The organism is Micromonospora sp. CA-246542, from assembly GCF_050942905.1.
Taxonomy (GTDB): domain Bacteria; phylum Actinomycetota; class Actinomycetes; order Mycobacteriales; family Micromonosporaceae; genus Micromonospora.
The window spans coordinates 3,092,499-3,117,270 of the sequence record NZ_CP192040.1 but is presented as its reverse complement, the minus strand read 5'-3'; the positions used below and the strand labels follow the sequence as shown (position 1 = coordinate 3,117,270).

Annotated in this window: 24 protein-coding genes; 10 read left to right on the top strand and 14 right to left on the bottom strand. The window is 73.4% G+C overall.

The window, feature by feature from the left end; all coding sequences use genetic code 11:
- Positions 1-92 precede the first annotated feature (92 nt).
- The 4 genes from ACQP0N_RS14560 to ACQP0N_RS14545 form a co-directional block, all read right to left on the bottom strand.
- Positions 93-1,064, bottom strand: a complete 972-nt coding sequence (locus tag ACQP0N_RS14560) for a pirin family protein (RefSeq protein ID WP_433120772.1) — start codon at positions 1,062-1,064, stop codon at positions 93-95.
- A gap of 209 nt (positions 1,065-1,273) precedes the next feature.
- A complete protein-coding gene (locus ACQP0N_RS14555; RefSeq protein WP_433120770.1) occupies positions 1,274-2,068 on the bottom strand; it encodes a hypothetical protein in 795 nt (264 codons plus the stop codon).
- 431 nt (positions 2,069-2,499) lie between these two features.
- Positions 2,500-3,063: a hypothetical protein gene (locus tag ACQP0N_RS14550; RefSeq protein WP_433120769.1), complete on the bottom strand. Its 564-nt coding sequence runs from the start codon at positions 3,061-3,063 to the stop codon at positions 2,500-2,502.
- Positions 3,064-3,979: 916 nt separating this feature from the next.
- Positions 3,980-4,291: a MazG-like family protein gene (locus ACQP0N_RS14545; protein ID WP_396799501.1), complete on the bottom strand. Its 312-nt coding sequence runs from the start codon at positions 4,289-4,291 to the stop codon at positions 3,980-3,982.
- Positions 4,292-4,506: 215 nt separating this feature from the next.
- Here ACQP0N_RS14545 and ACQP0N_RS14540 point away from each other — a divergent pair, with 215 nt between their 5' ends.
- Positions 4,507-5,892, top strand: a complete 1,386-nt coding sequence (locus ACQP0N_RS14540; protein ID WP_433120767.1) for a hypothetical protein — start codon at positions 4,507-4,509, stop codon at positions 5,890-5,892.
- Between the two features lie 59 nt (positions 5,893-5,951).
- On the opposite strand, the gene ACQP0N_RS14535 is transcribed toward ACQP0N_RS14540, so the two are convergent.
- The 5 genes from ACQP0N_RS14535 to ACQP0N_RS14515 all read right to left on the bottom strand — a co-directional run bounded on the left by ACQP0N_RS14535 (position 5,952) and on the right by ACQP0N_RS14515 (position 10,232).
- A complete protein-coding gene (locus ACQP0N_RS14535) occupies positions 5,952-6,665 on the bottom strand; it encodes a hypothetical protein (protein WP_433120765.1) in 714 nt (237 codons plus the stop codon).
- 231 nt (positions 6,666-6,896) lie between these two features.
- Positions 6,897-8,009: a DUF3626 domain-containing protein gene (locus ACQP0N_RS14530; RefSeq protein ID WP_433120763.1), complete on the bottom strand. Its 1,113-nt coding sequence runs from the start codon at positions 8,007-8,009 to the stop codon at positions 6,897-6,899.
- Positions 8,006-8,437 carry a VOC family protein gene (locus ACQP0N_RS14525; protein ID WP_433120761.1) on the bottom strand — a complete coding sequence of 144 codons (432 nt, stop codon included), beginning with the start codon at positions 8,435-8,437 and terminating at the stop codon, positions 8,006-8,008. Before ACQP0N_RS14525 ends, ACQP0N_RS14530 begins: the two co-directional genes overlap by 4 nt.
- Before the next feature lie 80 nt (positions 8,438-8,517).
- Positions 8,518-9,147: an MBL fold metallo-hydrolase gene (locus ACQP0N_RS14520; protein ID WP_433120759.1), complete on the bottom strand. Its 630-nt coding sequence runs from the start codon at positions 9,145-9,147 to the stop codon at positions 8,518-8,520.
- Entirely contained in the window at positions 9,147-10,232 is a 1,086-nt protein-coding gene (locus ACQP0N_RS14515) for an S-(hydroxymethyl)mycothiol dehydrogenase (RefSeq protein WP_433120757.1), read from the bottom strand. The genes ACQP0N_RS14520 and ACQP0N_RS14515 overlap by 1 nt, the downstream gene beginning before the upstream one ends.
- Before the next feature lie 182 nt (positions 10,233-10,414).
- On the opposite strand from ACQP0N_RS14515, the gene ACQP0N_RS14510 reads away from it, so the two are divergent.
- The 3 genes from ACQP0N_RS14510 (at position 10,415) to ACQP0N_RS14500 (ending at position 13,625) form a co-directional block, all read left to right on the top strand.
- Positions 10,415-10,834: a hypothetical protein gene (locus ACQP0N_RS14510; protein WP_433120755.1), complete on the top strand. Its 420-nt coding sequence runs from the start codon at positions 10,415-10,417 to the stop codon at positions 10,832-10,834.
- A 70-nt stretch (positions 10,835-10,904) separates the two neighbouring features.
- On the top strand, positions 10,905-12,080 hold the full coding sequence (locus tag ACQP0N_RS14505; protein ID WP_433120753.1) for a low temperature requirement protein A: 1,176 nt from the start codon (positions 10,905-10,907) through the stop codon (positions 12,078-12,080).
- 75 nt (positions 12,081-12,155) lie between these two features.
- Positions 12,156-13,625: a cryptochrome/photolyase family protein gene (locus ACQP0N_RS14500; protein WP_433120751.1), complete on the top strand. Its 1,470-nt coding sequence runs from the start codon at positions 12,156-12,158 to the stop codon at positions 13,623-13,625.
- Here ACQP0N_RS14500 and ACQP0N_RS14495 read toward each other — a convergent pair whose 3' ends face one another.
- From ACQP0N_RS14495 to ACQP0N_RS14475, 5 genes are read right to left on the bottom strand one after another with little or no spacing between them, the layout of a single operon-like run.
- Positions 13,626-14,498 carry an SDR family NAD(P)-dependent oxidoreductase gene (locus tag ACQP0N_RS14495; protein WP_433120749.1) on the bottom strand — a complete coding sequence of 291 codons (873 nt, stop codon included), beginning with the start codon at positions 14,496-14,498 and terminating at the stop codon, positions 13,626-13,628.
- Positions 14,485-16,011, bottom strand: coding sequence for a flavin-containing monooxygenase (locus ACQP0N_RS14490; RefSeq protein ID WP_433120747.1), 1,527 nt, complete (start codon positions 16,009-16,011; stop codon positions 14,485-14,487). The genes ACQP0N_RS14495 and ACQP0N_RS14490 overlap by 14 nt, the downstream gene beginning before the upstream one ends.
- A 58-nt stretch (positions 16,012-16,069) precedes the next feature.
- Positions 16,070-16,597, bottom strand: a complete 528-nt coding sequence (locus ACQP0N_RS14485) for a PH domain-containing protein (RefSeq protein ID WP_433120745.1) — start codon at positions 16,595-16,597, stop codon at positions 16,070-16,072.
- Between the two features lie 10 nt (positions 16,598-16,607).
- Positions 16,608-17,069, bottom strand: a complete 462-nt coding sequence (locus ACQP0N_RS14480) for a hypothetical protein (protein ID WP_355049932.1) — start codon at positions 17,067-17,069, stop codon at positions 16,608-16,610.
- Entirely contained in the window at positions 17,069-17,548 is a 480-nt protein-coding gene (locus ACQP0N_RS14475) for a hypothetical protein (protein WP_433120743.1), read from the bottom strand. Before ACQP0N_RS14475 ends, ACQP0N_RS14480 begins: the two co-directional genes overlap by 1 nt.
- Positions 17,549-17,592: 44 nt before the next feature.
- On the opposite strand from ACQP0N_RS14475, the gene ACQP0N_RS14470 reads away from it, so the two are divergent.
- The 6 genes from ACQP0N_RS14470 to ACQP0N_RS14445 all read left to right on the top strand — a co-directional run bounded on the left by ACQP0N_RS14470 (position 17,593) and on the right by ACQP0N_RS14445 (position 24,729).
- Positions 17,593-18,570 (top strand): helix-turn-helix transcriptional regulator, encoded by a 978-nt coding sequence (locus ACQP0N_RS14470; RefSeq protein ID WP_433120741.1) that lies wholly within the window; start codon positions 17,593-17,595, stop codon positions 18,568-18,570.
- 91 nt (positions 18,571-18,661) lie between these two features.
- Complete coding sequence (locus ACQP0N_RS14465; RefSeq protein ID WP_433120739.1) at positions 18,662-19,294, top strand: ATP-binding cassette domain-containing protein; 633 nt, start codon at positions 18,662-18,664, stop codon at positions 19,292-19,294.
- Complete coding sequence (locus ACQP0N_RS14460) at positions 19,291-20,571, top strand: extracellular solute-binding protein (RefSeq protein ID WP_433120737.1); 1,281 nt, start codon at positions 19,291-19,293, stop codon at positions 20,569-20,571. Before ACQP0N_RS14465 ends, ACQP0N_RS14460 begins: the two co-directional genes overlap by 4 nt.
- Positions 20,568-22,334 (top strand): ABC transporter permease subunit, encoded by a 1,767-nt coding sequence (locus ACQP0N_RS14455; RefSeq protein ID WP_433120735.1) that lies wholly within the window; start codon positions 20,568-20,570, stop codon positions 22,332-22,334. The genes ACQP0N_RS14460 and ACQP0N_RS14455 overlap by 4 nt, the downstream gene beginning before the upstream one ends.
- The gene (locus ACQP0N_RS14450; protein WP_433120733.1) at positions 22,331-24,085 is read left to right on the top strand and encodes a hypothetical protein; all 1,755 of its coding nucleotides are present in this window, start codon (positions 22,331-22,333) and stop codon (positions 24,083-24,085) included. Before ACQP0N_RS14455 ends, ACQP0N_RS14450 begins: the two co-directional genes overlap by 4 nt.
- Complete coding sequence (locus tag ACQP0N_RS14445) at positions 24,043-24,729, top strand: tetratricopeptide repeat protein (RefSeq protein WP_433120731.1); 687 nt, start codon at positions 24,043-24,045, stop codon at positions 24,727-24,729. The genes ACQP0N_RS14450 and ACQP0N_RS14445 overlap by 43 nt, the downstream gene beginning before the upstream one ends.
- Positions 24,730-24,772 lie beyond the last annotated feature (43 nt).

Sequence of the window (24,772 nt, the reverse complement as noted above, 5' to 3'; positions counted from 1 at the left end):
TACGACAGAACATCCTCCGTACGGTCAGTTTTTGCTGAACTGTGGGCCAGCCCACGTCAGCGCCCGGCGGCCGTTGCGGAGAATGCGTCGGGTCAGCCGTGCATGCCGCCGGTACGGTCGCGGGCCTTGAGCCGGGTGGTGGGCAGGGCGGGCGCGGGCAGCGGCGACGCCGCGTCGTCGGCCACCACACCGAAACGCCGCCCGGCCATCCAGTCCTCCCGAGCCGTGGCGATCTCCTCGTGCGAACGGCCCACGAAGTTCCACCACATGACCAGCGGCTCCTCGAACGGCGTACCGCCCAGCAGCAACAGCCGCGCCCCCGCCCCGCCGCGCACGGTCAGCTCACGCCGACCCGTACCCAGGTAGAGCAGCGCCCCCGGCTCGAAGCCCACCCCGGCGGCCTCGGCCGCGCCGGACATCGCCAGCACGGCGTACTCGAAGTCGGGCCGCAACGGCAGCGTCGTGGGCGTCGACCCGCCCAGTTCGAGCTGCACGCCCACCAGCGGGGTGTGCACCACCGCCGGCGACCGCTGCCCGGCGAACTCGCCCACCAGCAGCGTCGCGTCGACCTCACCGTCGCGCCAGCGCGGCAGGTCGGCGTGGTGGGCGAAGTCGGCCGCGCCGGCCCGCGCCGGGTCCGGCAGCGCCACCCAGAGCTGCACCCCGTGCATGACCGGCGGGTGCGTGGCCGGCGACCGCTCCGAGTGGGCGATGCCGTGCCCGGAGGTCATCACGTTCAACTGGCCGGGTCGGATCGCCTGGACGTTGCCCAGGCTGTCCCGGTGGATGATCTCGCCGTCGAGCAGCCATGTCACCGTCTGCAGCCCCGTGTGCGGGTGCGGCGGAACCTCCATGCCGGGTCGCTGCGCCACATCGTCCGGGCCGAAATGGTCCACGAAGCACCACGCGCCGACCATCCGTCGGGGCCGCTGCGGCAGCAGACGCCGCACCGTCGTGTACCGACCCAGCGGCACGTCGTGGCCGGGCAGCAGCACACTGCCGGGATCGACGTCGGCCACGCCGGGCGGTCGGGTCTGCGCCAGCATCGATTCGGTACGCTCCACCGCCCGACTGTACGCTCGCGCGCTCCCCCGACAGCCGCGCTTCCGATTCGGGGTGACCGCCACCTCAACCGCGCGGGCGTTCGGATCCGCGCTCGATCCACCCGGCGTCGCCCCGGCCATCGACGCCGGGCCGCCACCGCCACCGCGCCTCGGTCACCGCGCCTCGGTCACCGCGCCTCCGTCACCGCGCCTCCGTCACCGCGCCTCGGTCACCGCGCCTCGGTCACCGTCACCGCGTTGACGCCCGCGACCAGGTCCAGGAAGATCCGGTTGGGCGAGCGGTCCCATCCCGGCGTGCTCACCAGATCCCCGGCGGCGACCCCGTTCCACCGCTGGTCGCGGACCACCACCGAGCCGGCGCCCGCGCCCGCCCGCACCCGCACCGGCGGCACGCCCGGCACCCGGACGGACAGCCGGCTGGTCCCGCCGGTCAACCGCACCGTCATGACGCCGCGATCCACGGGCGGCAGGATGAGATCGGTGCGAGCGGAACCGCCGACAAGGTCCACTCCCCGCAGACGCGCCCGCGTCAGATCCAGCGCCTGGTCGCTCACCCCGCCCTCCAGGCGCAGACGCCAGGCGACCCGCTCGCTGAGCAACACCCGTACGGCCCGTCCGTCGGACGCGCCGGCGGCCACCACGCCGAGCCGGACCGTCTCCCCGTCGAGCACCGGCCGGGCCGCCACACCCGTGCCGGACGGACTGCTGATCCGGTACAGGTCGTCACCCAGGTCCGTCACCCGCAGGTCGAACGACGTCAACCCGTCGACGAGCACGAACGTAGCCTTCTGCCGGCCCGCCAACGGCGCGGTCATCGTCTGATCGGAGGCCGCCGCCGCGTCCTGCCTCGTGTCCCGTGGACCCGTGTCGCTGTAGGTCGGACCGAGGCGGTAGGGGTCACTCACGATCACCGCGACCGCCATGACGCCGAGTACCAGCACGACGGCAGCGGCGGTCAGCAGCAGGCGGGCACCGACGGACCAGCGTCCCGACGCGACGTCCACTTCCGGTGGCGCCGGCTCTGTCTCGGGCGGCGGTTTCCCCGTTGTCGCCCGGTCCCGGCTGGCCGGCTCGGGCACTGGTTGGTTCGTCGCAGGGCCGTCGGCGGGCAGGTGCGCCGCAGCCGTCCGGGCCGCGGCCGTCGTCTCCGCAGGTCGCCGACCTGCGCGGCGTGTCGCTTGATGCTCGCTTCGATGCTCGCCTTGAGGTTCGTTGCCGTCACCCACCACGGCCATGCCCTGTCCCTCCGCCGGTCCCCGCCGGAGGGTACGGACACGACCGTCGATCGGATCAGCGGGCGGCGACAAGGCCACTGCGCTACGTCGCCCCACGAGATCTTGGACAGTTTCCGTTCCGAGCTGACGGAAACTGTCCAAGATCTGCGAGTACGGCGATGGCCGGCACCCGTTGTCGGGTGCCGGCCATCGGTGATCTCTTAGCTGTTCCAGTTGTGGGCGACCAGGTCGGTGGCCTGCTGCTCCCACTGGGCGTACGCGTCCGGGTAGGCCGAGACCTGCACGGTCTGCGCGGCGTCGGTCAGCGGCATGTCCTGCCAGCCGTCAACCTGGCGCAGGCCCTTGAGGAACGCCGTCGTCGAGTACTCGGGGTTGGTGATCTGCTCGGGCGTGCCCCAACCGGAGGTCGGGCGCTGCTGGAACAGACCCAACGAGTCGTGGTCGTTGGCGTCGCCGAGGTGGCCCAGGTTCTCCAGCTTCGACTCCTGCAGGCTCGTGGCGATCGAGATGACCGCGGCCCGCTCGGGCAGGCCGGCCTTCTTCGTGGCGGCGATGATGGCCTTGGCGTTGGCGGTCTGCTCACCGTTCAGGTCGATGTGGGACTGGTCGCCCTGCGGCTTGGGCGCGGTGGTCTGCACCGCGACGGTGGCGGGCTTGGCGTCCACGGCCGGGGCGGCGTGGGCGGCGATGGGGCCGGCGAAGACGCCACCGGCGAACGCGAGACCAGCGATGGACAGCATGCTCTTGCGGAAGATCGCGTTCATCAGGGGTTGCTCCTTCGGGGGTAGGAAACACCCACACACCACCGTTCGGGGGATCAGGTGACGGGGGTGTCAGCACCTCGTCCGGGCGCTCAAAAGTCTTGAGAGGGGGGCGGCCTGCGAGCGGGGGGCTCGTGGCGGCCGGTCCGTGTGTAACGACCCGGGGGTCGGGGCCATTCCCGGCGGCTGACCATCCGCGTTGAGCGGGGCTCGTCGCGCCGGGACCCTGTGTAATGACCTGCGGTTCGGGGCCATTCCCGGGGGCTGACGATCCGCGGTGAGCGGGGCTCGTCGCGCCGGGACCCTGTGTAACGACCCGAGGGTGGGGGCCATTCCCGGGGGCTGACGACCCGCGGTGAGCGGGGCTCGCCGCGCCGGGACCCCTGTGTAACGACCCGAGGGTGGGGGCCATTCCCGAGGGCTGACGACCCACGGGGAGCGGGGCTCGCCGCGCCGGGACCCCTGTGTAACGACCTGCGGCTCGGGGTCATTCCCGGGGGCCGGGGGGCGGTGACCCGCCTTTGCTCTGCTTCAGCCCAGGAAACACCTGCCCGTCCGATAATCGGACACCGGGTGTCTCCTGGGTTGAAGCAGAGCAAAGGACGCGAGGTGATGGGGCCCGACCCGACGGGCGACGGGCGGCGGGCGGTGACCTGTGGTCCTGCGATCGTCCGGGGGTCACGACGGCCGGGCGTGCCAACGACTCCCCGGCCCCGGGACACCCGGCCACGGGGCACCCGGCCACCACAGCAGCCCTCGCCAATCGGACATACCGCCCGCGTGCGGCGGTCGGACCGGATGGTCGACTCCGGATCGCCGAAGTCGGGGTGTCCGGGACCGGTTGATGCCCCCACATGGGCGAAGTCGTGTCGATCACGGCACCGCACGACCGCCGGGTCAGGGGGCAGGGCGGCGGACCTCACTCCCCCAGGCGGGATCGGACCTTGTTCGCACAAGACTCCAGAACGGTCTGCGCGTCGAGTCCCAGGCTCTCGATCGCCACCAGGGCGGTGAACACCACGTCGGCCAGTTCGGCTGCCACGTCCTCGCGCGTGTGGGTGACACCCTTGCGCGGATTCTGCCCGAGCAGACCGATCCAGGCGGCGGACGCCTCGCCCGCCTCCTCGGTCAGCTTGAGGATGCGGCAGGTCAGTTCCGTTTCCCCGGTGCCGTTCGCGGTGTCCAGCCAGCTCCGCGCAGCCCGGGCCGCCGCCCAGATCGAGTCGTCCACGACGACAGTCAACCGCAGCGGACCGGACCAACCGAACACCGGCACCCGCGCCGAGAGCCGGACCGCACCAGCCCGACGGCCGCGGCCTGACCGTTCGGTCAGCGTATCCATTGACTCCGGTCGACGGCGGTCCTAGGTTCAGGGCGCTACCGGCCGGTAGGCAACCGTCCCGCCTGGTCGCCCCGCAGGCGACATCCGTCCGATGGGGAGCATCGATGCTGTCCGTACCCGTTCGTACCCTGCGCCGCCTGATCGCCGCCACCGCGACGCTGACCCTGGCCGTCGGGCTGATCGGCCCCGCACCCACCGCCGCCGCAGCGGCAGGCGCCGCAGCGGATCGCGGCTCCGACGGCGACCAGCCGCTGCCCGGCTACACCTTTCAGAACCCGCCGCTGACGCCGCTGACGGTGGCGGGTAAGCCGACGACGGTACGTCAGGGTGTGCACCGGCACGCCGCGTACATCATCGAGGTTCCCGCCCGGTGGAACGGCGACCTGGTGCTGTGGGCGCACGGCTACCGGGGTCAGGGCACGGTGCTCTCGCCGGAGCCGCCGGGCCTCGAACTGCGCCAACGGATGCTGTCCCAGGGGTACGCGTGGGCGTCGTCGTCGTACGACCGCAACGGCTTCGACATCCGCTCCGGGGTGCTGGGCACCAAGGATCTCGCGGACCACTTCGGACGGACGGTGCGCCGACCGCACCGCACGTACCTCGCCGGGGTGTCGATGGGCGGGTACGTCATCGGTCGCTCGCTGGAGCAGTATCCCGGCTACTACGACGGCGCCCTGCCCATGTGCGGAGTGCTCGGCGACCAGGCGCTGCTCGACTTCTACCTGGACTACAACCTGGTCGCGCAGGCGCTCGCCGAGGTGTCGGCCTATCCCACGCCGGCCGACTACCTGAGCAACGCCGTGCCGCGCATCCAGGCGACGCTGGGGCTGGCCGGGCTCTCGCCGACCGGCCCGGACACGACCACCGAGCGGGGCAAGCAGTTGCGGGCCGTGACGGTGGACCGTTCGGGCGGGCCGCGTCCCGGCGCTGACGCGGCGTTCGCGGTGTGGAAGGACTTCCTCTTCTCGATCATGGTGACCGACGGCGGCGACTCCCCCGCCCAGCGGCCCGGACAGCTCGCCACGAACCTGCTCACCCGCTACCGCCCGAACAGTCCGGTCGACCTGAACTCGACCGTGCGGCGGGTCGCGCCGGAGAACGTCCGGCAGCGGCTCCTGCCGACGCTCACGGAGGTGCCGCGCATCGCCGGCCGTCCCAGCGCGCCGGTGGTCAGCCTGCACGACCTCGGCGATCTGTTCGTACCGTTCAGCATGGAGCAGGCGTACGCCACCGACGTGGCACGGCACGGTCGTAGCCGGCTGGTGGTGCAGCGGGCCATCCGGGCCGCGCAGCACTGCGAGTTCAGCCCGGCCGAGGCCGGCGCCGCCTGGGACGACCTGGTGTCCTGGGTACGCACCGGCAAGCGCCCGGCCGGCGACACCGTGACCGATCCGGCGGTGGTGGCCCGACCCGACTACGGCTGCCGGTTCAGCGACCGGGAGGCGTACGCCGCCGGGGATGGCACCCGCCGCCTCTACGCCCCCTGCTGACGAAAGACGAGACCGGCCGGCCCCCGTGACGGGGGCCGGCCGGTGTGTTCAGGATGCGGTCACCAGAGCTGCTGGACGATGTCCGCCGCCTGCTCCTCCCACTGCGCGTACGCGTACGGGAAGGCGGAGACCTGCACGGTCTGCGCGGCGGTGGTCAGCGGCAGGTCCTGCCAACCGCCCACGTTCTTGAGCGCGTCGAAGAACGCCGTGGCGGCGTACTCCGGGTCGGTGATCTGCTCGGGCGAACCCCAACCGGACGACGGACGCTGCTGGAACAGGCCCTGCGAGTCGTGGTCGTTGTACGCGCCGAGGTGGCCGAGGTTGTAGAGCTTCGACTCCTGCAACGAGGTGGCGACACCGATCACCGCGCCACGGTCGCCGACGCCGGTCTTCTTGGCCGCGTCGACGATCGAGCGGGCGTTGTCGAGCTGCGCCTTGTCGAGCGGGATGCGCGACTGCGCGCCCTCGATGCCGTGCGGGATCAGCTCGTCGCGGCTCGGCTTGCCGGCCGGCGGCTTGCCGGTGGCGGAGCCGGTGGTCAGGCCGGATTCGACGGGCTGCTCCTGGTGCTGCACGGCGGTGGCGGCCTTGCCGGTGGCGAGGTCGATGGCGGCGACGGCGCCCTGGTGCGGCCCGGAGGTGACCGGGGCGGCGGTCGCGGTCGGCGCGAGCGCCAGACCACCGAGGGCGGCCACACCCACCACGCCGAGCGCGGTCTTGCGGTACGAGTCCTTGGCGATGGCGGGGAGCCATCGAGTGAAGTCGGGCTTCACGATGGTTCCTTTCGATCGTGCGGAGCGCTCCGGGGTGAACGCCCCTCGGGAGTGACCGCGGAAAGGGGTTTGGGCTCCGGCGGTACGGGGGACACAACCGGGTTGACGAGTCGGTCATTCCGGAAATGCCGGAGTCACCCCGAGCTGGGGACCCGGTCACTCCGGGGAATTCGGATGGCCGGCCGGACCCGGGTGACCGGTGGGCGGAACCGGACCATCGACGCAGACGGGTCAGCCCGGATGGGCGACGCCGAACCGGACGAGCACGTGCCAGAGCTGCTTGAGGTGCGCAAGGGTGTCGGCCACCGGACCCCGGTCGGCCCACCGCTGGGGCTCGGTCACCAGCGACACGGCGCCCCGGCCGATCAGTGCCGCGTCGACCGGCGCGTCCGGTTGGCCGAACTCCCGGTGCAGACGTGCCGCGAGCACCGGGATGGCGGGACCCCGGAACTCGGCGTCGACCTCCCCGACGGGCAGCACGAAGCCGGGGTGCCAGCGCAGCGGGAAACCGTACCGACGCGCGAGACATTCCAACTGCTCGCCGGTGGCGGTGCCGACGAAGGACGGGTCCGCCACCAGTTCCTCGACGTCGGACGCGAGGTCGAGGGTGCCGTGGACCTGGGCCTCCACGTAGTCGTCGAGCGCCCGACCGACCGTTCCCGGCGTGGGCGGGCCGTCGAGCAGCGTCCGCGTCAGGGAGGCGACGTCCGTTTCGGCGCGGCCGAGGCACACGCCAGTGCGGGCCACCTCGGCCAGGAGCCCGGCGAGTAGCGCCTCGAAGGCGTCCACCGTCCCCGCCACCCGGGGGCCGAGGTAGCTGTCGCCGAGGCAGAAGGTCGCCCGCGCCAGCACCGCCGGGCGCAGCCGCAGGTGGCAGGAGCCGAAGCGGGGGCAGGCGCCGTCCGCGTGGTCGAGCAGGTTCAACCCGCCGTAGATCGGGCGGTCCGCCGGGGTCACCCCGGTCTGTTGGTACGCGCCGCCGAACATCCGCCGCTCCCAGCGGTCGCGGTCGCCACCGGGGTACGCGGTGAGCCCGCCGGCGGAGATCCCTGTGACGAACTGACTGCGGTACACCCCGTCCTCGGCCAGGGCGGTCGCGACGGTACGCCCGTCGGCGCACAGTCGATCCGGGTGGAAGTTGACGGTGATCCGGCCGCGCTCGACGGTGGCGAGCAACCGCTGCGCCGGATCGTCGACAGCGGCGGCGGCGAGGTGGCGGGCGATCGTGGTGAGCGCCGCCGTCCGCTCGGTCATCGCCGCCGACCGCACGTACGCGAGGGCAGTCGCCTGCGCCGGCGTCAGAGACCCGGAGCGCGGCTCATCGCGCTCCGACGTCGCGGTCACGGCGTGTCCGGCTCCGTGTCCAGCTCCTGGAAGACGGTGATGTGCAGGTCGGCGGGGGCGTCGAGGCGCGCGTTGAGGGACTGCCACGGCGTCAGCGTCGGCGGCGCGACCTCGCTCGCGCCGGCGGCGACGAGTCGGGCCGTGGTCGCGGCGGCGTCGTCCACCTCGAAGGCCACCCGCATGCGCGGGGCCACCTGACGGCCCACCTCGACCTCGTCGATCAGGCGCTTCTGCGCCGGGTTGGCGATCTCCAGCGTGGCCCGGCCGGCGTCCAGGATCACCACCCGCGCGTCCCCGTCGCTGGTGAACTCGGCCTCCACTGGCAGGCCGAGAGCGTCCCGGAAGAACGCCACGGCGGCCTCGTGATCGGCCGCCTCCACGACGAGACGCAGCTGACGGACGACGGGGGCGGTGTGCTCGGCGGCCATGCGCCGGATCGTAACCCCAGGGCCTGGTTCCGGTGCTGGGCGCGGCCGGCGAACGCCGACGCGTCCGCCGGCCGCTCGGGTCAGTGACCCCGGGCCAGCCACTCCGGCAGGTGCGGGGCCTCCGCGCCGATGGTGGTGTCGTCGCCGTGGCCGGTGTGCACGACCGTGTCCGGTGGCAGGGTCAACAGTCGGGTACGGATCGACTCGACGATGGTGTCGAAGTCGCTGTACGACCGCCCGGTCGCGCCCGGTCCGCCCTGGAACAGGGTGTCGCCGGTGAACACCGCGCCCAGGCCCGGGGCGTGGAAGCTGCACGCGCCGGGACTGTGCCCCGGGGTGTGCAGCACCTCCAGGGCGGTGCCGGCCACCTTGACGATCTGCCCGTCGTGCAATTCGCCGTGCGGCGGCAGGTGGGGGTGAACCAGGTCCCAGAGCACCCGGTCGTCGGCGTGCAGCAGGATCGGGGCGCCGGTGGCCTCGGCCAGTTCGGGAGCGACCCATACGTGGTCGTCGTGCGCGTGGGTGGCGAGGATGGCCCGCACCCGACGCTCGCCCACCAGCGCGAGGATCGCGGCCACATCGTGCGGCGCGTCGAGAATGACGCACTCGTCGTCGTCGCCGATCACCCACACGTTGTTGTCCACCTCGAAGGTCTGCCCGTCGAGTGAGAACGTGCCGGCGGTGACCGCGTGGTCGACCCGGAGGGTCATCAGAACACCACCACCGAACGCAGCACGTCGCCGTGGTGCATCCGCTCGAACGCGTTCTCGACCTGGTCGAGGGCGATCTCCTCGGTGACGAAGGCGTCCAGGCCGAGGCGGCCCTGCCGGTACAGCTCGGTGAGCATCGGGAAGTCCCGGCTGGGCAGGCAGTCGCCGTACCAGCTGGACTTGAGCGCGCCGCCGCGCCCGAAGACGTCCAGCAGTGGCAGCTCGATCCGCATCTGCGGGGTCGGTACGCCGACCAGCACGACGGTGCCGGCCAGGTCCCGGGCGTAGAACGCCTGCTTCCAGGTCTCCGGTCGGCCCACCGCGTCGATGACCACGTCGGCGCCGAAACCGCCGGTGGCGGCGCGGATCGCCTCGACCGGGTCGGTGTCGGAGGCGTTCACGGTGTGCGTGGCACCGAACTTCCGCGCCCAGTCGAGCTTGCGGCTGTCGGTGTCCACGGCCACGATCGTCGTCGCGCCGGCGAGGGCCGCGCCGGCGATCGCCGCGTCCCCGACGCCACCGCAACCGATCACCGCGACCGAGTCGCCGCGGGTCACGTTGCCGGTGTTCATGGCCGCGCCGAGACCGGCCATCACGCCGCAGCCGAGCAGGCCCACCGCGGCCGGCCGCGCCGCCGGGTCCACCTTCGTGCACTGCCCGGCGTGCACCAGCGTCTTCTCGGCGAACGCGCCGATGCCCAGCGCCGGGGCGAGTTCCGTGCCGTCGGTGAGGGTCATCCGCTGCTTCGCGTTGTGGGTGTTGAAGCAGTACCAGGGCCGGCCGCGACGGCAGGCGCGGCATTCGCCGCAGACCGCCCGCCAGTTGAGCACCACGAAGTCGCCCGGGGCCACGTCGGTGACGCCCTCCCCCACCTGTTCGACGATGCCGGCCGCCTCGTGGCCGAGCAGGAACGGGTACTCGTCGTTGATGCCGCCCTCGCGATAGTGCAGGTCGGTGTGGCAGACGCCGCAGGACTGGACCCGGACGATCGCCTCACCGGGGCCGGGGTCGGGCACCACGATGGTGGTGACCTCGACCGGTGCGCCCTTGCTGCGGGAGATGACTCCCCGGACTTCCTGGCTCACTGCGCCTCCTGGTGGTGGTCGGTGGCGGGACCCGGGGCCGGGCGGTGAAGCGGGCTCGGCGGTGGGCCCCGGGCGAACCTACCGCGATCACCACGGCCGGCCCAGTCGGCCGGGGGGCGGGTTATCGCGGGTCACGCGGGGTACGCGGGCCACGATTCGGACCACGGCCACCGGGAGTGATCATGAAAATCGCGCACCTGCCGCTGCGGGCCAGCATCGGCGCGTACTTCCTCGACTCGGGTCTCGGCAAGCGCAATCTGGAGGGCGAGGCCGCGCAGGCCATGCACGGGATGGCGGTGGCGGCGATGCCGCAGCTCGGCCAACTGGACCCACCCCGGTTCGCCAAGCTGCTGTCGTACTCGGAGATCGCCCTCGGAGCGGCGCTGCTCGCGCCGTTCGTGCCGACGCCCCTGGTGGGGCTCGGCCTGACCGCGTTCGGCGCGGGTCTCGTGCAGCTCTACCTGAAGACGCCGGGTATGCGGCGGCCCGGCAGCATCCGACCGACGCAGCAGGGCGCCGGGCTGGCCAAGGACGTCTGGCTGGTCGGCGCCGGCCTGACGCTCGTGCTGGAGGGGCTGACCCACCGCCGTCGGCGCGGCTGACCTGGCCGAACCGCGCCGCCGGCACCCGTTATCGTGTGCCCGACCCCGACGGCCGGCCTGAGGAGCTGCGGTGACCAACAGTCGTTCGGTCCGGCCGTTCTACCGGCCCATGCGGCCCCGACGCCGGGACGAGCCACACCGCGCGGCCACGCCGCTGGAACTCTTCTTCGACCTGTGTTTCGTGGTGGCCGTGGCGCAGGCGGCGTCCGCCCTGCACCACGACGTCGCCGAGGGGCACCTCGACCACGCGCTGCGCAGCTACCTGATGGTGTTCTTCGCGATCTGGTGGTCGTGGATGAACTTCACCTGGTTCGCCTCGGCGTACGACACCGACGACGACGTCTACCGGATCACCACGCTGGTGCAGATCACCGGGGCGTTGATCCTGGCGGCCGGGGTGCCGCGCGCGTTCACCGAGGGCGACTTCACCGTCATCACCTACGGGTACGTGGTCATGCGGCTGGCCGCCGTCGTGCAGTGGAGCCGGGCCGCCGCCGGCGATCCGGCGCACCGGGCCGCGGCGCGCAGGTACGCGATCGGCGTGACCGTCGTGCAGCTCGGCTGGCTGCTGCGGTTGGCGCTGCCCGACGGCTGGGCCATGGTCACGTTCCTGCTGCTGGCGTTCGCCGACCTGCTCGTTCCGGCGGTGGCCGAGCGGCCGGGCATGACGCCCTGGCACCCCGGGCACATCGGCGAACGGTACGGGCTGTTCACGCTGATCGTGCTCGGCGAGGCGGTGCTGGCGATCTCGGTGGCGATCCAGACCGGACTGGACGCGGGCGACCACGGTCTCTGGGCGCTCGCGGCGGCCGGCGCGGTCATCGTGTACGCGCTCTGGTGGCTCTACTTCGACCGCCCGGTCGAGGCGCCGGACCGGCTGCCGTACTCCTTGATCTGGGGCTACGGCCACTACCTCATCTTCGGCGCGATCGCCGCCGTCGGTGCCGGCCTGCCCGTGGTGGTGGACCACGAGCGGCACCTCGCCCACGTGTCCGGTACGACCGCCGCGTACGCGGTGGCCGTGCCGTTGGCCGTCTTCCTGCTCACCGTCTGGGTGCTGCACGTCCGCCGTCAGCAGCACGGCGCGGTGGTGGTCGCCTATCCGGTCGTCGCCGGGGTGGCGCTGCTCGTGCCGCTCGGACCGGCCCCGGTGCCGGTGCTCGCGCTGCTGCTGGTCGCCCTCGTGGCCGTGACGGTGGTGCTGCGCAGACGTGACGCCGGGGCCGTCACGAGCCGCGCCGCCTGACATCGATCTGGATCAGACATCGATCATCCGGCCTGCCGGCGCGCGGGACGGCCCGAAAATGGGCAGAATTGCGGGATGTTACGCCGCCGATGGTTGCTGGCCGACCAACTCGGGCCACATTTCCTCGACGACCCCGATCAACCGGTCCTCCTGGTGGAGATCCGGGAGCTGTTCCGCCGCCGTCCGATGCACCGGCAGAAGGCGCACCTGATCCTCTCCGCCCTGCGCCACCGCGCCGCCGAGCTGGGCGACCGGGCGCTGCTGCTGCGTACCGACACGTTCCGCGAGGCGCTGACACAGGTCGCCGAGCCGGTGGAGGTGTGCCACCCGCACTCCCGGGCCGCGCTGGCGTTCGCCCGTTCGGTGCCCGGCCTGACCGTGCTGCCGCCGCGCGGTTTCATCACCAGCCAGTCCGACTTCGCAGCCTGGGCGGACCGCACCCGGCGCGGCCCGCTGCGGATGGCCGACCACTACCGGCAGGCCCGTCGCCGGCACGACGTGCTGACCGGGCCGGCCCGGCTCCCCGCCACGGCCCCGACGCCGCGCCGCCCGCGCGGTGAGGCCCCCGCGGTACCCGCCACCCCGCCGCCACCACCGCCCATCGTCGAGGACGACATCGACGCGCAGGTCCGCCGCGACCTCGACGGGTGGGCCGCCGACGGGGTGCGGTTCGTCGGTCGGGACGGCCCCCGGCGGTACCCGGCCACGCACGAGGAGGCGCAGGCCCGGTTGGCGCACTTCCTCGCGCACCGGCTGCCCGGGTTCGGCCGCTACGCCGACGTGATGAGCGCCGACGACCCGCTGTTCGCGCACTCGACGCTCTCGTCGTCGTTCAACCTGGGGCTGCTGCACCCCGAGCCGGCCGTGCGCGCCGCCGAGCAGGCGTGGCGGTCCGGTGCCGCCCCCCGTACGGCGGTGGAGCCGTTCATCCGCGGGCTGCTCGGTTGGCGGGAGTTCCTCTGGCAGTTGTACTGGTACCACGAGCCGCAGTTCCGGGGCGCGAACTGGCTGGCCGCGACCGAGCCGATGCCACAGTGGTTCGCCGATCTGGACGCCGACGCGGTGGAGGCGCGCTGTCTGGGCGACGTGCTCGCCGCCGTCCGGGACCGGGCCTGGACGCACCAGAGCCCCCGGCTGCTGGTGCTGGGCAACTACGCGTTGCAGCGCGGCTGGCGTCCCGCCGAGGTGGCGGACTGGTTCCAGCGCTGCTTCGTCGACGGCGCCGACTGGGTGATGAACGCGACCGTGATCGGCATGAGCCAGTACGCCGACCTGGCCAGGGTGGACACTCGCCCGTACGCGGTGGACGGCACCGACATCGACGAGATCAGCGACTACTGCGCCGGCTGCCGGTACGCGCCGGAGCGGGCGCTCGGCGAGTTGGCCTGCCCGTACACCGGGGGTTTCGAGAGCTTCCTGCACCGCAACCGGGAGCGGTTGGTGGCCGACCCGCGACTCGCCGCCGAGCTGGCCCGCCGCGACGAGCCCGAACACCGGGAGGCGGTGCTGGCCCAGGAGGAGAAGCGCGGCGGCAGCCCGCCCTGATCAGGTGGGGTCGGCGACCGGCGGCGGGACCGGCGCGGGCCGGGCCACGCCCCGGTTCAGGCCGACCATCAGCACCCGGTGGTACGACGCCGGCATGATCCGCGCCAGCAGGTCGGGCACCTTCGCCGACCAGCCGATGAGCACCCGGCCCCGCCGTCGCTCGACGCCCCGCAGGATCACCTCGGCGGCCCGCTCCGGAGCGATCGTGAGCAGCTTCTCGAACTGCGCCCGACCGGCGGCGTACTCCTGGGCCGGCACGCCGCTGCCGACGCGGGCGTTCTCGGTGATCCGGGTCCGGATCCCGCCCGGGTGCACCGACGTCACGCCGATGCCGTCGTCGACCAACTCGTGCCGCAGCGCCTCGGTGAGGCCCCGGACGGCGAACTTGCTCGCCGCGTACGCGACCTGCCCGGCCGGCGCGATCAGCCCGAACAGGCTGGAAATGTTGACCAGGTGCGCGCCCGGTTCGGCCTTGAGCGCGGGCAGCAGCGCGTGCGTCATCTGCGCCACCGCCCGGAAGTTGATCTCGATGACCCAGCTGAACTCGTCGAACGTGACCTGGTCGAACCGACCGCCGAGGCCGACACCGGCGTTGTTCACCAGCAGCCGGATCCGCGGATGACGCTGGCCGATCTCGGCCGCCACCCGCGCGGTGGCCGCCGGGTCGGCGAGGTCCACCCGGTACGTGCGCACGCGTCGGTCCGGGTGGGCGAGGCCGATGGCGGCGACGACGGCGTCCAGCCGCTCGGCGTCCCGGTCCAGGAGCACCAGGTCGGCGCCCCGGTCGGCCAAGGCGTGCGCCAGCGCCGCGCCGATGCCACTGGCCGCGCCGGTCACCACGGCCGTCGCGCCAGCGAACTCAAACCTCCGCACGATCGGTGCTCCTTCCCTGGCGGGCGCGGCGGGAGAACCGCACACCCTCGTCGGTGAGCCGGCCGTGCCGCATCAGCAGCACGTCGCGGACGTAGTTCTGGTGCAGCCGCCACGGCGTCCGCGCGCCCTGCCGGGGCAGGGCGGCGACACCGCGCAGCACGTACGAGGAGCGCAGGTCGATCAGCGGCACCCGCTCGTCACCGGGCGGCGGCAGCGGGGTCACGACGTGTTGGCCGGTCCGGTCCAGGTGGCGCAGCAGCCGGCAGACGTAGCCGGCGACCAGGTCGGCCTTGAGGGTCCACGACGCGTTGGTGTAGCCGATGGTCAGCGCGAAGTTCGGCACGCCGGAGAGCATCATGCCCTTGTAGGCGACGGTGTCGGCCAGGTCGACGTCGACACCGTCGACGCGCAGCGTCAGGCCGCCGAGGGCGAGCAGGTTGAGCCCGGTCGCGGTGACCACGATGTCGGCGCGCACCTCGTCGCCCGAGGCCAACCGGAGGCCGTCGGCGGTGAACGTGTCGATGGTGTCGGTCACCACCGACGCCCGGCCCTGCGACACGGCGGTGAAGAGATCGCCGTCGGGCACCACGCAGAGGCGCTGGTCCCACGGGTCGTACCGGGGCGAGAAGTGCCGGTCCACGTCGTACCCGACCGGCAGCAGGCGCGTCGCGGCCCGGCGCAGCAGCCGTCTCACCAGCCCCGGCGCGCGCCGGCTGAGCTGGAACGTGGCCGTGGACAGCAGCACGTTCTTCCACCGCACCACCGGATACGCGACGCCCGCCGGCAGCCGACGCCGCAGGGAGTCGGCCAGCCGGTCGCGTGCGGCCAGGGCGATGAGGTACGACGGTGAGCGTTGCAGCATCGTCACGTGGGCGGCCCGCCGCGCCAGGGCCGGCACCAACGTCACGGCGGTCGCGCCGCTGCCGATCACCACCACCCGCTTGCCGGCGTGGTCCAGGTCGTCCGGCCAGTGCTGCGGGTGCACCAACCGCCCGGCGTACGCGTCGACGCCCGGCAGAGCGGGCGTGTAGCCCTCGTCGTACCGGTAGTAGCCGGTGCAGGCGAACAGGAACGAGCAGGTCAGCACCACCGTCTCGGCGGTGTCGGTGCGCTCGGCGGTGTCGGTGCGCTCGGCGGTGTCGGTGCGCTCGGCGTACACCGTCCAGCGGGCGGCGGCGCTGTCCCACTCCGCGCGCGTCACCCGGTGGGAGAAGCGGATGTGCCGCTGCACGTCGTACTCCCGGGCCGTTTCGCGCACGTACTCGAGGATGCTCGCGCCGTCCGCGATCGACCGCGCGTCGGTCCACGGCCGGAACGAGTAGCCGAGGGTGAACATGTCCGAGTCGGACCGGACGCCCGGGTAGCGGAACAGGTCCCAGGTGCCGCCGACGGCGTCGCGCGCCTCGAGCACCGCGTACGTCTTGTCGGGGCAGTCGCGGCGCAGGTGGCAGGCCGCGCCGACGCCGGACAGGCCGGCGCCGACGATGAGCACGTCGACGTGGTCGGAGGGCATCGCTTCCTCCATCCGGGGCGGTGATCGGACCCTAGCACCGCGACCGAACGGCCGTTAACTAGCGCCGGACCACCTGCGGGCCAAAGCGGCGGGACGCCCGCTCGGCGTCGAGCCGAGCGAGCATCCCCTCGAAGTCGTCCGAGGAGAGGACCGGCCCGACGTTCTTGCGCCAGCCCACCTCCCGGGAACGCCGCTGCACCGCCGACTCGAACGCCCCGCTCGTCGTCTGCACCCAGCAGGCGTCGCGCACGGTGGGCTCGCCGAACAACAGCGCGGGACGCGTCTCGAATCCGGTCACCTCCGACCACCGCAGCGTCCGAGTACGGAACACGTGCCGCAGCCGTACGCCCTCGTCGTTGACGTAGACACCGGCCAGGTACATCCGCAGGACGAAGGTCAGCCACAACCCGAGGAACGGCAGCGCGACGGCCAGACTGAGGACGGCCGGCGCGACCATGCGGCCCTGCACCAGCCCGCGTCCGGCACTGATCACTACTGCGACAGCCATCGCCGACCCGGCCAGCACCATCAATCCGGCGAACGCCTGCGTCGCACCCCACGGATCCATCCGCCGCCATCTGCGCACGACCCGCAGGCTAGTCCATGGACGCTCGCGTCGATTCCATGATCCAGTTCGTCTCCCAGGTGCGTTCGCCGTCGACCGAGAACGCCTGCTCCCAGCGGGCCGTCGTCGCGGTGATCCCGGACCAGATGAACCGGCACCGGACCGGACGCCCCTCGTGCTGGTCGTCGGCGTAGAAGCGGCCGACCCCGTCGACGAAACGACCGACCACCGGCGGCTGCTCCAACTCGCCGCGACCGCTGTTCATCCAGTAGATCGACCACTGCTCGCTCGCCGGGTCGAAGATCCTGATCGTGGCGCCGGAGAAACCCCTGGTGGGAAAGGTGATCTCGTCGAAGTTGCCGCCCCCGCCGAAGAAGCTGTGCGCCACCGACACACCGGGGAACTCGTCCCACTCGTCGCAGCCGGTCAGCCGTTCGCGGAGCCGCCGATTGACCACGTTCCAGGTGCCCACGTAGAAGTCGAAGTCGCCCATCAGTGGCCCACCGGCCCGTCCGCTCGCGAGTCGCCCAGGTAACCGGCCAGGTCGGGGCTCTCCGGGGCCAGCAGGTGCCGGACCCAGGCGGCCCGCTCGTGCTCCAGCACCGCCAGCTCCCAGACGCAGCCGACCTCGCGCCGAGCCAACTCGACGAAGTGGGTCGGGTCGTCGTCCGGGCAGTCCAGCACCGGCTGACCGGCCACCGCGATGTGCACCTGCAACGCGTTGTCCCACACCCAGGTGTACGCCAGCAGGTAGGCGCCGGTGTCCGCGCCCCGGTGCAGCACCACCCACCCGGCGGCCGGTGTGTCGTCACGCACCGCGCGGGCCAGCAGCGCCGGCAGTACGTCGTACGCGGCCTTCTCCACCTCCGGTTCGATCGGCTGCCCCGGCTGGTCGATGTGGTAACGCTTGAGCTGCCAACCGTCCACCACGATCGGCTCCAGCGTTCGTAGATCCTTGTCGTGAAATGCCATGCCGGGACGGTAGGACCACTTCGCTGACAGCTAGTGTCAGTGAAATGCGGGCCAGTCGACTCATCTCCGTCCTGCTGCTACTCCAGTCGCACGGCCGGCTGACCGCCGCGCAGCTCGCCGAGCGGCTGTCCGTCTCCCCGCGCACCATCTACCGCGACGTGGAGTCGCTGCACGCCGCCGGCATCCCGCTCTACTCCGAGGCCGGGCACGCCGGCGGTTACCAGCTCGTCGACGGCTGGCGGACCCGGCTGACCGGCCTGACCGCCGAGGAGGCCGAGCGGCTCTTCCTGGCCGGGCTGCCCGGCCCCGCCGACGAGTTGGGCTACGGCGACGTGGTGGCGGCACTGCGACTCAAGCTGAACGATGCGCTGCCGACGCCGTTGCGCGACCGCGCCATCCAACTTCAGCAACGCTTCCACCTCGACACACCCGGCTGGTACGCGGACGGCGACGCCTCCCCCGAACTGGCCCGCACGGCCGAGGCCGTCTGGCGGCAGCAACGCGTGCGGGTGCGTTACCGCGGTTGGCGGGGTGAGGTGACCCGGGTGCTGGAGCCGTACGGCCTGGTCCTCAAGGGTGGCCGGTGGTACGTGGTGGCCACGCAACCGGGCCGGGCCGAGCCGGCGACCTACCGGGTCAACCAGATCCTCGCGTTGACCCCGCTCGCCGAGGAGTTCGACCGGCCGGCCGACTTCGACCTGCCGGCCTGGTGGCGGAAACACGTGGTGCGGTTCCGCGCCCAACTGCACCGGGACGAGGCCACCGTACGCCTGTCCCCCGCCGGCCGGGAGCGGCTGCGGGAGATCGGCAGTGATCCGGTGGTGGCCGCCGTGGACGCCACCGCCGGTCCCGCCGACGCCCAGGGTTGGGTGACCGCCGTGCTGCCGATCGAGTCGTTGACCCACGCCCACGGTGACCTGTTGCGTCTCGGCGCCGACGTGGAGGTGCTCAGCCCGGGCGCGCTGCGCGAACGCCTGGCCGCCACGGCCGCCGGCCTGGCCGCCCTCTACGCCCCCGGGTAGGCGCCGCCGCCTTCCACCACATTGGAAGATCCACGGGACATCGACTGTCGGCCACGTATGCCACCCTGGGACGCGTCAGCGGTCACCGGAGGTGAGGGCAACGTTACGACTACGCGCGCTGGTCGCCGTCCCCGGCACCGGGCCGGCCACCCTCGACGTCGCGCCCGGCGGGACGGCCGCGCTGGTCGCGCCGCCCCGGGTCGGCACGGCCGTGGCCCGGGTGCTGGCCGGCCTGGCCGCCCCGGTCACCGGTCGGATCATGGTGGGCGAGCGGGACGTCACGGCGCTGCCGCCGCCGCGCCGGCAGATCGGCTACGTGCCGGCGGGCGGCGCGCTGCTGCCGCAGCTCACCGTGCGCCGCAACATCGAGTACGGCCAACGCAAACGCGAACGGGTGCACGAGATGGCCGACGACTGGACGACGACGGTGGTGGAGCGGCTGGAGTTGGCGCCGACGCTCGACCTGCTTCCGCACGTGCTCTCCGACGCGCAGCGGTTCCGGGTCGCGCTGGCCCGGGCCGCCGTCTGCCTGCCCGAGGTGCTCGTCGTCGACCTGCCGGTCGAGCCGGCCGGCGGCAGCCGCCTGGGCGACCTGCTGCCCCGACTCGCCCCGTCGGAGACGCCGGGGGTCGCCACGCTGGTCTGCACCGCCGATCCGTCCACCCTGGCCGAGATCCCGACGCGGCACCACCTGTTCACCGAGCCCGACGAGGTCCCCCGGTGACGCCGGCCGGCGGCCTCACCCGCCGTACGCTGCTGCGCGCCGCCGCCGTCGGCGCGGCGGCCACGGCGGCCGGGTGCGGCGGCGGCACCCGCTCGATACAGGTGGCGGTGGTCTGGAGCGGCAGTGAGCTGGAGCGCTTCCAGAAGGTCGTGGACGCGTACCGCGCCCCCGCCCCGGTGCGGGTGGTCAGCGCCGGCAACGACATCGACGCGTTCCTGCGCGCCCGGCACCTCGCGGGCACCTCGCCGGACGTGGCGATCCTCTCGCGTCCCGGCCTGGTCACCGAGTACGCCGCGAAGGGCTGGCTCCGCCCGGTACGACCGTCGGTCGAGTACGCGGTGCCGATCGGCCTCGGCGACCTGCTGATGGCCAAGGGGCAGCGCTACGGCCTCTGGGTCAAGGCGGCGCACAAGTCCCTGATCTGGCATCTGCCCTCGATGCTGCCCGAGCCGCCGACGAGCTGGGACGAGCTGGTCTCGTTGACCCGTCGTCTCGGCGCGCTCGCCCGCGACGGCGGCCCGGCGCCACTGGCCATCGGCGCGGCGGACGGCTGGGTCCTCACCGACTGGTTCGAGAACGTGCTGGCCGACCTCGCGCCCACCGCGTACGACGCTCTCGCCGCCTCCGAGGGTGACTGGCAGGGCCGGGCGGTGCGCGACGCCCTGGACCGGCTCGCCGAGCTGTGGAGCATCGACGGCGCGTTTCCCGGCGGTGGCAAACGTGCCCTGCTCACCCAGTACGAGGAGTCGGTGATCCAGGTGGTGCGCTCACGGCGGGCGGTGATGGTCTTCGAGGCCGATTTCACCGCCGAGGTGGTGGGCCGGTTCCGCGGCGGCACCGAGGAGCCGGTCACCTTCCGCTTTCCGAGCGCGGGGGCGGGCAGCGGCGCGCTGATCGTCGGCGGCGACGTCGCGGTGGCGTTCGACCACGACCGGGGTGGCCTGGAGCTGGTCGAGTGGTTGACCCGGGCCGACTCGTTCGCTCCCTGGTTGCAGGCCGGCGGCTACCTGTCGCCGAACACCACGATCGCGCTGACCGAGTACGACGACCCGGTCCGCCGGCAACTGGCCCGCGAGATGCGCGGACCGGACACCCTGCACTTCGACCTCTCCGACCAGCTGCCGGGGGCGTTCACCGGCTCCGACGGCGTCGGCATCTGGCGCATCATGCAGGACTTCTTCGCCGACGTCACCGGCGGCGTGCCGGCCCGTCGGGCGATCGACGACGCCACCGCGCAGCTCGCCGCGGCGGCCCGTGACGCGGGCAGTGACCGGTGAGCGAGACCCGGGTGCTCGGCGAGCTGGCGGTGCTCGACGACGTGGGCCCGCCGCGCCGGGGCCGGGCCTACCCGGCGGCCGGCGCGACCTCCGCGCTGCTGCTGCCGGCCGCGCTGCTGCTCGGCGCGCTGGTGCTGTGGCCGGTGCTGCGCACGCTGCACGCCAGCGTCACCACCGACGGTCACTGGGTCGGCGCGGAGCACTTCCGGGCCGCCCTCGACGCGCCGCACACCGGCGCGGTGGTCGGCCGTACGGTGCTGTGGGCGGTGCTGGTGCCGGCCGTGGTGACGGCGTTGGGCTACCTGTTCGCCGTCGTGTCGCGCCGCTCCCAGGAGGGTGGCCTGGTCCGCCTGATCCTGCTGGTGCCGGTGGCGTTGCCGCTGGTCGTCACCGGCGTCACCTTCCGGCTCATGTACGACCCCGACCCGACCCGTGGCCTGGTGACCCTGCTCGCGGCGCGGGTGACCGGACGCTGGGCCGAGGACGCCCCGCAACTGCTCGGGCCGGGCCTCGTGACGGTGGCGTTGATGTCGGCGTTCGTCTGGGCGTGGGTGGGGCTGGCCGTGCTGGTCTTCCGGGCCGCGCTGGACCGCGTACCGCCGAGCCTGGCCGACGCGGTGCGCGCCTACGGCGGCGGCCGGCGACACGTCCTGTGGGACGCGCAGTGGCGGCCGCTGTTGTTGCGTACCGTCGCGGTGGTCTTCGCCCTGGTGGCGCTCGGCACGAGCCGTACCTTCGACCTGATCCTGGTGATGACGCCCGGGTCGGTCCGCGACGACGCGGCGGTGCTCGCCCTGCGGGTCTGGCAGACCTCGGGCGGCACCACCACCGGGCAGGGCGCCGCGCTCGGCGTCGTCTGGCTGGCGGCGGTGGCCGCCGGAATGCTGGTGGCGGCGTTCTTCGTCCGCCAGGCGTGGCCGCCGCCGCGCGTGGAGGCGACGCCCGATCCGGCGCCGGTGCTGCCGCCGCGCCGGCTGTTCCGGGTGCTCGCCGCCGCCGCCGCGGTGGCCTGGCTCTTTCCGCTGGTGGTGCTGCTGGCGACCTCCGCGCACGGGCAGGTCGACGCCGCCGCGCAGGGCTGGTGGTCGGCCCCGCCCGGCGCGGGCTCCTACGAGGCCCTGCTCGGCGGCGACGAGCTGTGGCGGGCGCTCGGCTTCACCCTGCTGCTGGCCACCGTCGTCACCGCGACGGTTCTCGTCGTCGGGCTGCTGGCCGCCTACCCGCTGGCGTGGCTGACCGGCCCGGCCGCACAGGCGACCGGCCTGCTGCTGATGGCCGCCACCGTCGTCCCGGTGCAGGTGATCGCCGGGCCGGTCAACGAGGTGCTCGGCCTGGTGCTCTCCTCCGGCACCGCACGCGGGTTGGCGCTGGTGCACGTGGCGCTCGGGGTGCCGTTCGCGGTGCTGGTGCTGCGCAACGCGTTCGCCGACCTGCCGGCCGACCAGGTACGCGGCGCTCGGCTGGGTGGTCGACGCTGGTGGGGGACGCTGCGTCGACTGGCCCGGCACAACCTGCCCGCCGTGATCGCCGTCTCCGTGCTGGAGTTCGTCCAGGTCTGGAACGACCTGGCGGTGGGCCTGCTGTTCAGCGGCCCGGAGGCCACTCCGCTCGGGTTGTTCCTGGCCGGGCAGAGCCGCGGCTTCGTGTCCAACAGCGGGATCCTGGCCGCCGGCTCGGTGCTCGCCTCGGTGCTGCCGGTGGCGCTCATGGTGCTCGCCCGGCGGCAACTCGTCGCCGGCCTGGTCTCCGGGGGCGTACGGTGACCCGCCCCACCGGGGCGCCGGGCCGAGGGCCGAGGTGGCCGCTGCTCGCCGCCGTCTTCTCGCTGCTCGGCGGCGTGCTCGGCAACGTGGGCATCAATCTGCTCTCCGAGCTGGTGAGCAGTGCGCTCGGCCCGGCCGCCGAGCTGCTCGGTCCGGCGAGCATCGTGATCGGGCTCGTCGGTGCGATCGGCTTCGGGGTGTACGCGCATCAGCGCCGGTCGGGGCGGGAGACCTCTTCGGAACCCACCGAGGTGGTCAGCACGCCGGTCGACGATGTGCCGACCCTGCCGTACACGGCGGGGTTCACCGGCCGCGACGAGCACGTCCGGGCGGTGCTGGACCTGCTCGCGCGCGAACATGCCGTGGCGGTGCTGGGCCGGCGGGCGGTGGGCACGTCGGCCTGCGCCATCGAGGCGGCGAACCTGTGCCGGGCGGACTTCCCGGACGGGCAGTACCACTTCGACCTGCGCCGGGGTGGTCGACCCCGTTCTCCCCGACAGGTGCTCACCGCGTTGGCGGCGGTCCTGGGCAGCGCACCACCGGTGTCCGGTCGCCCGGACGCCCTCGCGGCCGCGGCCGCCGCGATCCGCCGCAAGATCGACGGGCGCAAGATCCTGCTGGTCCTGGACAACGTCGACCGGCCCGAGCAGGTCCGCGCGCTGCTACCGCCGACCGCGCGTACCTGCCGGCTGCTGCTGGCCGGCGGACCCGCGCTCAGCGGCTTGAACGGAGTGGTGGAGCACTGGATCGCCGAGCCCGGCCCGGACGAGGCGGTCGAGCTGTTCGCCGCCGCGGGCGGCGCCGCCCCGGCCGCCCGGGTCCGTCGCGCCGACCCTCGTACCGACCCGGCCGTGCGCGAGATCGTCGACCTGTGCGGCCGGCAGCCGCGCACCGTCCGCGCGCTGGGCTACCGCACGGCCCAGCACGGCTGGCGGCACATCGACGTCCTGGACGCGCTGCGCCGGGCGGTACGCACCCCGCCGCACCAGCGGGTCGCCGTCTCGCCGGCCGCCCAGCTCGTCACCGAACGGGACACCGCCTACCGGGCGTTGACCCGCGAGGCCCGCCGGCTCTACCGGCTGATGTCGCTGGCGCCCGCCCCGGTGGACCGGCCGACCATCGCCGCGCTGGCCCGCCGGCACCCCGAGCGGATCACCGGGCTGCTGGACCAGTTGGCCGCCGCTGCGTTCGTGGTCGGCGCCCCCGGCGACCGGTACGAGGTCCGTCCGCTGCTCGCCGCGAACGCCCGCCTGCACCTGCGCGACGCCGATCCGGCCCGTTCCCGGGTCGCCGCGCAGGCCCGGCTCACCCGGCAGCTGGCCCGGCGGGCGGAACGGCACGCCGCCAACCTGACCGTGCTGGGCTCCCCGCCGGACCGGGAGTGGTCGCTGCCGCTGGACGACGACCCGTACGGCTGGTTCGACCTGCACCAGGAGTTGCTGCTCGCGGTCGTCCGGGTGCCCGCCGGGGCGGCCGAGACGCTGCCCCGACGGGTACGCCGGTGGTGGTTCCGGTTGGCCGTGGCGCTGTGCGGATGGCTCGCCCACGTCGAACGGCTCGACGAGTGGGAGCAGGTGTGCCGCACCGTCCTGGCCACCCCGACGGCCGACGACCGACCGGAGATCGCCGGCTGGGCGCACAACGAGCTGGGCGTGCTGCGCCGACGTCGGCACGACCCGCAGGGGCGGCAGCGGCGCTCACCCTCGCGGTGGCCGAACGCGGCCGGCGGGGCACCGCCCAGGCGCGGATGAACCTCGGCCTGGCCCTGCTCGACCTGGGGCAACTCGACGACGCGGTGGAGCACCTGGAGCTGTCGCGCCGGCACCGATCGTCCGCGGACCGGGCCGGGCACGCCCTCACCCAGCTGGGCCTCGGCGCGGCGCAGCTGGCCCGGGGCGAGCTGGACGCCGCGCACCACCATCTGGTGCGGGCGGCGAACACGTTCCGGTCGGTGGGTGACGCACGAGGCTACGCCGCCGCGCTGACCAACCTGGTGCTGGTGCACGCCAGCCTCGGCGAGCACCTGGACGCGGCGCAGGCCTGGCGGGCCGCCCTGCGCGAGTACGAGTCGGTCAACGATCCGACCAGCCGCGCCGCCGCGCTGCTCAACGCCGGGGCGACGCTGCTGACCAACGCGCCCGGGCAGGCGCGGACGGCGTACGAGCTGCTGGCCGAGAGCCGACGGCTGCGCGAGGACGTCCGGCCCACGGCGGGGCTGGGGCGTACCCTGCTCTACCTGGGCGACGCCGCCGCCGCGCTGGGCGACCGGTCCGACGCGCGGCGGCTGTGGGCGGACGCGGCGACGGTGGCCGAAGAGGTCGGCGACGATCGGGCGCTGGCCGCCGCCGACGAACGCCTGGTACACGACGTCGAAGCGCCGCCGGCCACCCACTGAGCGGTGTGTCCCCCCGGGTCGGCGTGATGTCGATCGCTCGTCG